Below are 11,763 nucleotides of genomic sequence, written 5' to 3' on the forward strand. Positions count from 1 at the left end.
CATGATTAAAATCATTAACTGGAACACCCTTTCTGATTCAGCCAAAGAGCAAATCCTTGAAAGACCCATTATGACTAATGATCCCTCTCAACAGGTCAGTGAAATTATTTCCCAGGTCAGAACCCAGGGGGACAGTGCTCTGCTTGAGCTGACTGAAAAGCTCGATGGAGTGGCGTTGGATTCAATTCAGGTTGAGCCTGAGGCAATTTCCGAAGCCATAATTGAGGATAACGCGCTTGAAGCCATTGTACAGGCGACAGACACCATTACCAGGTATCATCAGGCGGTGCTGCCCTGTTCACAGACCATTGAGACAGCGCCTGGAATTATTATTGATAAGCAATATAGGCCTATTGAAAAAGTGGGACTCTATGTACCCGGTGGAAATAATACGCCATTAATTTCTTCCTTGCTGATGCAGGCCATTCCCGCCAAAATTGCCGGATGCCCGCTGCGCGTTTTATGTACTCCTCCTGATAAAACAGGTGGTATCGACCCTCATCTGCTGGTGGCTGCGCGCATTTGCGGTATAAGCACTATTTATAAACTCGGCGGAGCCCAGGCAATCGCGGCTTTAGCCTATGGAACAGAAACGGTCATCAAAATGGACAAATTATTTGGCCCAGGTAATCGTTTTGTGACCGAGGCAAAAACGCAGGTTTCAATTGATCCTCAAGGGGCCGCCATTGACATGCCTGCCGGCCCATCCGAGGTGATGGTCGTTGCAGACAAATGGGCTAATCCGGAATTTGTCGCCGCCGACTTGCTAGCACAGGCAGAACATGGCTGCGATTCTCAAGTGATATTACTATGTGAGGAAGAAGCCTTTGCCTGCTCGGTTCAGACCGCCTTGTCAAGACAAATCTATGAAATGCCTAAACAGGCGATCATTCGCCAGTCGCTGGGCATAGGAAGCATACTAGTCTGCAAGTCTGTTAAAGAACAGCTAGCTATAATAAATCGTTATGCACCAGAACATTTAATTATTAATCGCGAAGACGCCCGTGACTGGCTCAATGAGATCAAATCAGCCGGAACTGTTTTCCTGGGCCCTTGGGCCGCAGAAAGTATGGGCGATTATATCACCGGAAGTAATCACGTCCTGCCGACATTTGGGTATGCAAAGACACACAGCGGTTTGAGTACCGCTGATTTTATGAAATCAATGACTATCCAGTCGATTGATAAGGCCGGCCTTTTGGGCTTGGGGGAATATGCTATGAGGCTTGCAAAGCTTGAAAATCTGCAAGCTCATGCCAATGCCATTCAGCTTCGTATAGACTCGGTTTACGCAGGAGAATAATGTGACCATTTTAAATTTAATCCGCCCAGAATTTGCCAGATTGATTCCTTATCGACCGGGCGGTGATGAGCTTAAATACCGGCTGCACGCTAATGAATCACCCAGCGCACCTGTTTCGGCCCTTGACCTGCCTTTAAATCAGTATCCGGATTATCAGCTTGAGCGGGAAGTTCAAAGGCTGCTTGCAGGATACTATAAAGTCAATCAGGAACAGATTGCACTCACTCGAGGAAGTGATGACGGTATCGATCTGTTGATGCGTTTATTTTTAATCGCAGGACAGGACAGCATTTTGCAATGCCCGCCCACCTTCCCCATGTATCGATTTTATGCGCAACTGCAAAATGCGGCTGTGATTGACTGCCCTTTGGACTTTAAATCCGATTTTAGCCTGGATTTGCAAAAACTGTTTTCAAGCTGGCGTGAAGGCTGCAAACTGGTGATGCTATGCAGTCCTAATAATCCCACTGGTAATTGTCTGGATATTGCCAGCATTGCCGAAATCTGCGAACAGTTTACCAATAAAGCGGCAGTCGTTGTTGATGAAGCCTATATTGATTTTTCCGCTCGGGAAAGTGCTATTAGTTTACTCCCGCAATTTGAAAATCTGATTATTTTGAGAACACTGTCCAAAGCCTATGGACTCGCTTCTGTCAGAGTGGGAGCGGTCGTCGCTAACCAGGCATTCATTCAGCAAATAAAAAAGATTATCCCACCCTATCATTTGGCAGCACCTGTATTGAAAATTGCCGAATTAGCTTTGAAAAACCCGGCATGGCTTGCAAACTCTGTCAGCCACATTGTGGAACAGCGTCAAAACCTGATTAAAGCCCTGAAGGCTTTTGCATGGATAGAGATTGTTTACCCCAGCGAGGCAAATTTCATTTTAATAAAAAGCCCATATAACGCTCAGTTACAAGTCTGGCTGGCCTCACATGATATTGCGGTGCGGCAATTGCCGAATACTTCCGAACTGCACAATATGCTGCGCATTACAGTCGGTAATGCGATGCAAAATACCCTGCTCCTTGACGTATTAAACCGTTTTAAACCTACAGGTGTTGTATGAAAAAACTGTTACTCATTGATCGGGATGGAACTCTGGTGGAAGAGCCTGAAGATTTTCAGGTAGACCGGTTTGAGAAAGTTAAACTTTTACCTGATGTGATCCCTTCTCTGCTTCGTTTACAAAAGGCAGGGTATCAGTTCATCATGATCACGAATCAGGATGGCCTGGGAACTGACAGTTTCCCGTTGCCAGAGTTTGAGCGGTGTCAGAATTTCATCCTGGATTTATTTTTATCACAGGGTATTCGCTTTCAGGATATCCTCATTTGCCCACACAAAGAGGAAGATGCTTGTTTTTGCCGTAAACCCGCTATTGGGTTAATGACTGAGTTTCTTAAAAATAATGAACTGGATCAAACGAGCTGGATGGTAGGCGACCGTGTAAGCGATCGTCAATTTGCAGAAAATCTCGGTATTGGCTTTTTAGAGGTTAACAAACAACAAAGCTGGCCGGAAATTGTTAATCTCATTCTGGCAAGAAAGGCCCGGATTGAACGGCGTACGCGTGAGACAGCGATAGAGATGAGCCTGACTCTTGACTCGGATAACAATATTTCGATAAATACGCCTATTCCCTTTTTCTCTCACATGCTGGAGCAGGTTGCCAAACATGGCGGATTTGCCTTGCAACTGAATGCCTTGGGCGATACAGAAGTGGATGAGCACCACTTGATTGAAGACACGGCCTTAGTCTTGGGCGACGCACTGTGTGAAGCATTAGGCGATAAGCGAGGAATTGGCCGCTATGGATTTACCCTGCCAATGGATGAAGCTCTGGCCGCTATTGCCATTGATTTGGGCGGAAGATCCTATTGCCGCTTTGAAGCATCATTTACCCGGGAATTTGTAGGCGGAATGGCTACCGAAATGGTACCCCACTTTTTTCATTCCTTAGCTGCAAGCCTTAGAGCAAGCATTCATATAAAAATCACCGGTGAAAACCATCACCATATGATAGAAGCCTGCTTTAAAGCCCTGGGCCGCGCATTAAGACAAGCCTGTGCCCGAATTGACAATGACTTACCTTCGACCAAGGGGATTTTATGATTGCGGTACTGGATATCTGTGGGAACAATCTGGCTTCGTTGAGTAACTCACTGGCCCGACTGGGTTATGACTATACACTCACCCACAATCCAAAAAAAATTGAACAGGCCAGTCACTTAATAATTCCTGGCGTTGGCACTGCTTTATCCGGTATGAATGCCTTGATTCAATACGGGCTCGTTGATCTAATCAGAGAACTTCAGCAGCCTGTTCTGGGAATTTGTCTCGGTATGCAGTTACTTTATGAATACAGTGAAGAAGGCCAGGTGGAATGCCTGGGCCTGCTTCCGGGAAAAGTGAGCAGTTTTTTTCCACAGAAAGGCTGTCCAGTCCCTCATATGGGTTGGAATTCTATAAGCTGGTTGCAGGAGTCTCCTCTTCAGCAACAGCTTCCCCAAGAGACATTTCTGTACTTTGTGCATAGTTATGCCCGATTTATTGACAAAAGTAATGAGCACACGATAGCCAGCTGTGACTATATGCAGCCGTTCTCTGCGATTGTGCAGCAGGGAAATAAAGTAGGGATGCAGTTTCATCCGGAAAAATCTGCAGAAGCCGGCTTACAGTTACTTGATAACTTTTTAAGGATGCAATAATGAATATTATTCCTGCCATCGATTTACAACAAGGGCAATGCGTCCGTTTGCGTCAGGGCGAGTTTTCACAGACCACAATTTATCCACAAACAGCTTTGCAATTGGCAAGTCTTTATCGCCAAAAAGGAATGACTCGTTTACATCTGGTGGATTTAGACGGCGCACGATCGGGCTGTATGGAACAGCTTGAATTAATGACCAGCCTTTTATCCTCCGGTTTAATTTTACAGGCAGGAGGTGGAGTCCGCTCTCTTGAAACAGTAAAGCAATGCCTTGATGCCGGAATTCATAACATCGTTCTGGGGAGTCTGGCGGTTCACGATCCCGATTTAACGCGAGCAATTATCCGATTGGCCGGTGGCGGCCGAATTGTGCTGGCATTAGATATTCGCTGGAGCAATAACCTGCCCTTGCTTACCAGTCACGGCTGGCAGCAACCCACGGCGATTAGTCTTTGGGATCTCGTTGAGGCTTATTCGGATATGGACATTCGTGAAATTCTTTGTACGAATGTGCAGTGCGATGGCATGATGCAAGGCCCTGATTTTTCCCTTTACCAGCAAGCTATTGAACGATTCCCGCAAATTCAGTGGCATGCCTCTGGTGGAATTCGTGGCGCGGATGATCTGAAGCGCCTGGCAGATATGGGATTGTCAGCCGCCATTCTCGGGCGAATGCTTTATGAAACCGATTTTGATTTATCCAGTTATTCCGAGGGAGTTTTGCTATGTTAACCAAACGCCTTATTCCCTGTCTGGATGTATGTAATAATCAGGTTGTTAAGGGGGTTCAATTCAGAAATCATCGAATTATTGGCGATATACTGCCCTTGGCCAGCCACTATTCACAGTCCGGTGCCGATGAGCTGGTATTTTATGATATCACGGCCAGCAGTGAAGATCGCGCAGTCTCTTTAAACTGGATTGAAGCAATCGCCAAAACAATCAATATTCCCTTTACTGTTGCTGGCGGCATCCGTACACTGGATAAAGGGCGAGCTATTTTAAATGCGGGAGCAGATAAACTCTCTATCAACAGCCCGGCTTTGGAAAGACCGCAATTAATCAATGAATTGAGTGATCAATTTGGAAAGCAATGCGTTGTTATCGGGATCGATAGCCAGTGGATTGACGATGATTACTATGTATTCCAATACACAGGCAATCCGGACAAAACATTGAATTCCAGGCGCAAAACCCTGGATTGGGTGAAGGAAGTTCAGGCAAGAGGTGCTGGAGAAATCGTATTGAATTGTATGCAATCGGATGGTGTAAAAAAAGGCTACGACATTCAGCAGTTGCAAATGCTCAGACAAGCAATTCATGTTCCATTAATTGCTTCTGGCGGAGCAGGTGCGGCTGACGATTTTATTGCTGTATTCAAAGAAGCTCAAGTTGATGGAGCGCTCGCAGCGTCTATCTTTCACGACAGAATTGCAAGTATCCAGGAAATCAAATGCTTGCTTGCGGAAAATAATATCGAGGTTAGATTATGAATCATATTGATAATACATTATTAGACTGGGAAAAAATGAATAATCTGATTCCCGCCATAATTCAACATGCCAATAACGGTGATATACTGATGTTAGGTTATATGGACCCTCAGGCACTTGAAATAACCCAGGTTACCAGAAAGCTTACTTTATACAGCCGAAGCAAACAACGTATATGGCGTAAAGGGGAAAGCTCGGGTAATTCAATGGATGTCATTTCACTGGCTGTAGATTGTGATGGCGATAGTCTTTTAGTTCAGGTTATTCCAACAGGACCTGCCTGCCATCTTGGTTATTCAAGCTGTTATAAACCCGTGACCACGGCAAAAATCAACTTTCTCGCCTGTCTCGCTGACATCATTCAAACGCGTGGCGATCAGCAGGAAGGGATTAGTTATACTGCCCAGCTGGTTCAATCCGGGGTGCCTCGATGCGCTCAAAAAGTAGGCGAAGAAGCCGTTGAAACAGTGATTGCCGCAGTAGAAGGCGATAAGGACGCAGTCATAGAAGAAACAGCAGATTTACTATTTCATGTTCTGGTACTGCTCAAAGCCTGCGAGCTGGATCTCTATCAGGTGATTGATTGCTTACAGCAACGACATATGCCAATTATTCAACAAAAGTAGTTATACAGTAAACGTAGCCAGGTTAACCACGCCCTAGGCTCACTGCCATTAAGATAAGCTCAATTGTATATTAAACTGTTATCCCCGCGAAGGCGGGGATCTACCTCTGAACTAGCTATAATACCGGCTAAGCAATGGATTCCCGCATTCGCGGGAATGACAAAATTCCTTAACTTTATGGCAATGCGCCCTGGGCTACGCGGATATTTTCGTTCATCCCTTATCTTGTAGTATACTTTCAACCCTCAAATAGTCTTGATCGTGATTTATGCAAAACGCCATACTCCAATATCCATCTGTTGACCGAAAACAAAACTGGGGAAGCCTTCATGGCTGCAGCTTGTCACTTGCCCTGTCGGAATACTGCCTGAATGAACCCGGGGTTAAATTACTTATCACCCCTGATACTCTGACGGCCAATCAACTCATGTCAGAGTTGCGTTTTTTCCTCGGACAATCCAATTGTGAACTGCTTTATTTTCCTGACTGGGAAACGCTGCCCTATGATTTATTTTCTCCCCATCAGGATATTATTTCAGAACGCCTGCTCACATTAAACCGCTTGCAGCAAGCCAGTAAGGCGATTGTTATTGCATCAGCGTCAACGCTCATGCACAGGCTTTGTCCTCCAGCGTTTCTGCATCAATATGCCTTTGCGCTGAAACAGGGCCAAACACTTGATCTTGGCCATTTCAGAAGCCAGCTGCAAAATGGCGGCTATCATTCGGTCAATAAAGTATTGGAGCATGGGGAATACGCGGTTCGCGGTTCGATTATTGACATGTATCCAATGGGCAGCAATTGCCCATTCCGCATTGAACTATTCGATGATGAAATTGAAAGTCTTCGTCAGTTTGATACTGAATCGCAGCGAACGATTGCCAAGGTTGATCGAATTGAAATTCTTCCAGCCAGAGAATTCCCGCTTAATGAAGCCAGCATCACCCTGTTTCGCAGAAATTTTCGGGAACAGTTTTCGGGTAATCCAAGCCAATGCCCTGTTTATGAAAGTGTCAGCAATAGCCAATATCCTTCTGGTATCGAATATTATCTGCCTCTTTTCTTTGAGAATACGGCCACTTTTTTTGACTATTTACCAGAAAATGCAAGTATTTGTCTTATACAGAATATACCCGACGAAGCGGAGCGATTCTGGCAGGAATTAAAACTGCGCTATGAGCAGCGCCGCTATGATATCAGCCGACCCGTGTTGACACCGGAACAAATGTTTATTACCCCCACGGATCTCCTGACTCAGGTGAATACGCATCAGCAATTACGTCTCTGGCATCAGGAAGTCGATAGAAAAGGGACGGTATTTAACTTCAAGGTGAAAGAAGCCCCCGCTCTTCCTGTTCAACGTCAGTCACCACAGCCTTTACATCGTCTACGGGAATATCTCAGCCAACCCGACCGCCGTCATTTAATTGTGGTGGAGAGTGCTGGCCGTCGGGAAGTCCTTTTAGATTTGCTAAGGCAAACCGGGATTAGTGCAAATCAGCTTAGTGACTGGCAATCATTTGTTAACAGTGATGAGCTGATTAGTATTACAACCGGCCCTCTGATTGAAGGAGCAGAGCTTTTAGACCCGCAAATCGCTATTATTGTCGAAGCCCAGCTTTTCGGTGAACAGGCCATTCCCCAGCGCCGGAGTACGCAAAAAACAGTCGATCCGGATTTGATTATCCGGGATTTATCAGAGTTACGTCTTCATGCGCCGGTGGTGCACATTCAGTTTGGAGTCGGGCGTTACCAGGGGCTTAAAACACTCGAAACCAATGACAGTATTAACGAATTCCTGGTCTTATCCTATGCCGGTGATGATAAAATATATGTTCCAGTCACCTCTTTACATCTGATTAGCCGATACACTGGCATGGATAGTGAGCATGCCCCGCTTCATAAATTGGGCAGCGACCAGTGGCAGAAAGAAAAGAAAAAAGCGGCAGAAAAAATTCACGATGTGGCTATTGAATTGCTCGATATTTATGCCAAACGTGAAGCGCAGCCCGGATTTGTGTATGAGTTTGATTCCCTTGAATATCAACGTTTCGCCAGTGGATTCCCGTTTACAGAAACTGTTGATCAGTTAAATGCAATCAATGAAATTATCAAGGATATGAAATCTTCAAGGCCAATGGACCGCCTGATATGCGGCGATGTGGGTTTTGGGAAAACAGAAGTTGCCATGAGAGCCGCTTTTCTGGCGGTTCAGAACAACAAGCAAGTCTGTGTCCTCGTTCCAACAACGCTTTTGGCGGGTCAGCATTTTGAAAATTTCCGTGATCGCTTCGCCGATTTTCCAGTCAACCTTGAATTACTTTCCCGATTTCGCAGCACTAAGGAATCCAATCAGGTTATAGACGGATTAAAGTCCGGGAAAATTGACATCGTTATTGGCACGCACAAACTGTTCTCCAAGAACATTAGTTTCAAAAATCTGGGCTTATTAATTATTGATGAAGAGCATCGATTCGGAGTCAAACAAAAAGAGCATATTAAATCGCTTCGTACCCATATCGATATTTTATCCATGACAGCAACCCCAATACCAAGAACCTTAAACATGGCGATGGGAGGGATCCGTGATATTTCCCTGATTGCAACCCCGCCCGCCAAACGACTGGCTATCAAAACGTTTTGGCAGGAAAAGCAGACATCGGTGTTACGCGAAGCTATCCTGAGGGAAATACTGCGTGGCGGCCAGGTTTACTTTTTACACAATAACGTTCAGACAATTGATAAAACGGCTGAGGAATTGCAGGAAATGATTCCGGAAGCAAAAATCCGCACCGCGCATGGGCAGATGAGGGAAAGAGAGCTTGAAAAAATAATGTCTGATTTCTATCATCATCGCTTTAATGTACTGGTATGCACGACGATCATAGAAACCGGTATTGATATTCCTACGGCGAATACGATTATTATCGATCGGGCTGACAAATTTGGTCTGGCACAATTACATCAGTTAAGAGGCCGGGTTGGCCGCTCGCATCATCAGGCCTATGCCTATTTGTTTACTCCCAATGAAAAGCTGCTGACTCCCGATGCGGTGAAACGTCTGGAAGCTATCGTGTCACTGGAAGATCTCGGTGCCGGCTTTACACTGGCTACTCATGATCTGGAAATCCGCGGCGCAGGCGAACTGTTAGGCGAAGAACAAAGCGGCAATATGCATGCGGTAGGTTTTCATCTGTTTATGGAAATGCTCGATAAGGCGGTTAGCGATTTAAAATCCGGAAAAACTCCGGAACTGGGCGGGCCTATGCAGCAAGGACCTGAAATTGATCTCCGTTTAAGCGCGATTTTGCCTGAAGAGTATATTGCTGACATCCACACTCGTCTTATTATGTACAAACGGATTGCCAATGCAGGCGATAAAGAGCAATTGCGTGATCTGCAGATTGAAATGATCGACCGCTTTGGGCTGCTTCCTCCTCAAGCCAAATATTTATTATGGGTCACTGAGTTGAAACTTATAGCGGCAGAGTTGGGGATTAATAAAATATACGCAGCCCAGCAGCACGGTAAAATTGAGTTTGGAGAAAATCCCAGAATCAATACTGGAGTGCTGATTAATCTCATTCAGGTTCATGCCAAACGCTATCAGCTTGAAGGCCCCTCCAGGCTCAAGTTTACACTGGATAGTGAAAGCCATGAGGAACGAATTCTCGAGATTAAGAATTTGTTATTGAGGTTGGGTAATGAGGGGTGAGCCTTCGAGACGAGAAGAAAAACCCGTCTTTGCGAGCGTTAGCGAAGCAATCCCTAACTGTATTCAAGCTTCGATGTGGATTGCTTCACTTCGTTCGCAAAGACGACAGTTCTGGTCGAAACGGGAAAAAGATACTTTACTCCCAAATAACCGACTGCCTTTCCTTAATCGCTCTTTTTATCAAAGGCTGGTAGTTCGCTTCAATCGTTCTTCTTTTGATCTTTAAGGTCGGTGTCAGGCAGCCATTTTCCGGGGTCCAGGGGTATTTGCTGATTAGGATATGGCTAATTTTCTCATAACTGGCCAAGTCAGTATTTACAGAGTGTAATATTTTCTCAAGCTGTTCCTTAATCCACTCCGGAGGTTTCTGCTGACCTGTCTCATTTAATGTGATTATCAGCACATTGCTGGGCAGTTCTCGCCCAACAAGGCAGAGTTGTTCAATGAAGCAGCTTTCGCTAAAACGTTCCTCTATTGGTCCTGGCGCAATAAACTCCCCTTTCTGATTTTTAAAATTTTCCGACAGACGGCCGAGAATTTTCACGCGCAATGAATTATCTATCTCAGCAATATCACCTGTACAAAGCCAGCCATCAGCCGTTAAAGAACGTACAGTGGCCTCTGGATCGTCATAATATTCTTTCATTAGACAAGGTGATTTTATTAACAGTTCTTCATTTTCGCCAAGCTTTATTTCCACCTTTAATCTTGGGCTTCCCACATAGCCCGGCCGTCTTTCGGATAACTCGGATAATGTAGCATAAGCAAGATTTTCAGTTTGCCCATAGCCTTCCTGGATAGGAATATTTAAATCGTCAAAAAATTTAATAATTGATGCGGGCAAATGAGAAGCGCCCGAGAAACAGTTATAACATCGTTCCAGCCCTAATTGGTGTCGGATTTTTTTCTTGATAAAATAAGAAAGTATGGGAATTTTCAAGATCAGGCGCAATTTGTCAGGCGAGGCTTTTTGTTCTATTTTCTGCTGGAAAACTCCCCATATTCTGGGTACTGCCGTAAAAAGACTGGGCTTTATTTCACGAAGATTCTCAGCAAATTTGTCCAGACTCTCAATAAAAGACACATCACAGGGAATACTCACACTACCCAGTTCAATAGCTGTTCGTTCATATACGTGAGCCAATGGCAGATAAGAAACCAGATGATAATGATTTAATTTACGAACGCGTGCCAGATCGTCAGGGAATAACGCCAGATAATTACCGATAATTTCATGTGTGTAGACAGAGCCTTTGGGAAGCCCCGTTGTGCCTGACGAATAAATGATCGTAAATAAATCCTCTGGCTGTGGTAAAACAACTTCCTGTAAAGGTTCTTTTTTTAAAATCTCATCCCAGGATATGCAGTTGCTCAGATTAGGATGATAGTTAAAAGAAACGGAGGTAAATTGATTGGAAATGTATTCTCTGGTTTTTTTATGGTTATCCAGTTTGCCAATAAAAACCAGCTTCACGCCGGCGTGATTTAATACAAAATCAATACTCTCTTTGTGCTGATTTGCAAAAAGCGGTACGCTCACCATTCCAGCTAAAGAAATACCAAAATCACTAATGAACCATTCCGCACAGTTTTTTGAAAAAATAGCCACTCGATCGCCTGGGTTTAAGCCCGCATCCTGTAAAAAACGCGCAACCTGCCGGGCCTGCCGCATCGTTTGCTGCCAGGTATATTCATGCCATTGATCATCGCGTGGCTGACGAAGATAGATGCGATCACCAAGGCGCTTCTCATTATCGAGAAGATATTGGTTTATCAAACATCCTGTATCAGTAGCTGTCATTTTCAATCCTTGAAAAATCTTTATATACAGCTAGAAGTATAGTCGAATGAATGACCAGGGTGCTAAATTCAGGACACTATAGCTAGGGCAGTGAAATTATCCTGGTAGGAAT

General features: G+C 44.8%; 9 protein-coding genes. 8 read left to right on the top strand and 1 reads right to left on the bottom strand.

What is annotated here, in order from left to right; translation table 11 throughout:
* The first annotated feature begins 1 nt into the window (after position 1).
* The 8 genes from hisD to mfd all read left to right on the top strand — a co-directional run bounded on the left by hisD (position 2) and on the right by mfd (position 9,850).
* Complete coding sequence (gene hisD, locus E1O89_RS04360; RefSeq protein ID WP_133139110.1) at positions 2–1,303, top strand: histidinol dehydrogenase; 1,302 nt, start codon at positions 2–4, stop codon at positions 1,301–1,303.
* Position 1,304: 1 nt separating this feature from the next.
* Positions 1,305–2,372, top strand: coding sequence for a histidinol-phosphate transaminase (hisC, locus tag E1O89_RS04365; RefSeq protein ID WP_133139111.1), 1,068 nt, complete (start codon positions 1,305–1,307; stop codon positions 2,370–2,372).
* Positions 2,369–3,418, top strand: a complete 1,050-nt coding sequence (hisB, locus tag E1O89_RS04370; RefSeq protein ID WP_133139112.1) for a bifunctional histidinol-phosphatase/imidazoleglycerol-phosphate dehydratase HisB — start codon at positions 2,369–2,371, stop codon at positions 3,416–3,418. The genes hisC and hisB overlap by 4 nt, the downstream gene beginning before the upstream one ends.
* Positions 3,415–4,014 carry an imidazole glycerol phosphate synthase subunit HisH gene (gene hisH, locus E1O89_RS04375; protein ID WP_133139113.1) on the top strand — a complete coding sequence of 200 codons (600 nt, stop codon included), beginning with the start codon at positions 3,415–3,417 and terminating at the stop codon, positions 4,012–4,014. Before hisB ends, hisH begins: the two co-directional genes overlap by 4 nt.
* Entirely contained in the window at positions 4,014–4,748 is a 735-nt protein-coding gene (locus tag E1O89_RS04380) for a HisA/HisF-related TIM barrel protein (RefSeq protein WP_133139114.1), read from the top strand. Before hisH ends, E1O89_RS04380 begins: the two co-directional genes overlap by 1 nt.
* The gene (gene hisF, locus E1O89_RS04385) at positions 4,742–5,509 is read left to right on the top strand and encodes an imidazole glycerol phosphate synthase subunit HisF (protein WP_133139115.1); all 768 of its coding nucleotides are present in this window, start codon (positions 4,742–4,744) and stop codon (positions 5,507–5,509) included. The genes E1O89_RS04380 and hisF overlap by 7 nt, the downstream gene beginning before the upstream one ends.
* The gene (gene hisIE, locus E1O89_RS04390) at positions 5,506–6,135 is read left to right on the top strand and encodes a bifunctional phosphoribosyl-AMP cyclohydrolase/phosphoribosyl-ATP diphosphatase HisIE (protein ID WP_133139116.1); all 630 of its coding nucleotides are present in this window, start codon (positions 5,506–5,508) and stop codon (positions 6,133–6,135) included. The genes hisF and hisIE overlap by 4 nt, the downstream gene beginning before the upstream one ends.
* Positions 6,136–6,403: 268 nt before the next feature.
* The gene (gene mfd, locus E1O89_RS04395; protein ID WP_133139117.1) at positions 6,404–9,850 is read left to right on the top strand and encodes a transcription-repair coupling factor; all 3,447 of its coding nucleotides are present in this window, start codon (positions 6,404–6,406) and stop codon (positions 9,848–9,850) included.
* Between the two features lie 136 nt (positions 9,851–9,986).
* Here the strand turns inward: mfd and E1O89_RS04400 are convergent, their stop codons facing one another.
* Positions 9,987–11,651, bottom strand: coding sequence for an AMP-binding protein (locus tag E1O89_RS04400; RefSeq protein ID WP_133139118.1), 1,665 nt, complete (start codon positions 11,649–11,651; stop codon positions 9,987–9,989).
* Between the last annotated feature and the right edge of the window lie 112 nt (positions 11,652–11,763).

The sequence above is a fragment of the Legionella genomosp. 1 genome, assembly GCF_900640215.1.
GTDB lineage: Bacteria > Pseudomonadota > Gammaproteobacteria > Legionellales > Legionellaceae > Legionella_C > Legionella_C quinlivanii_A.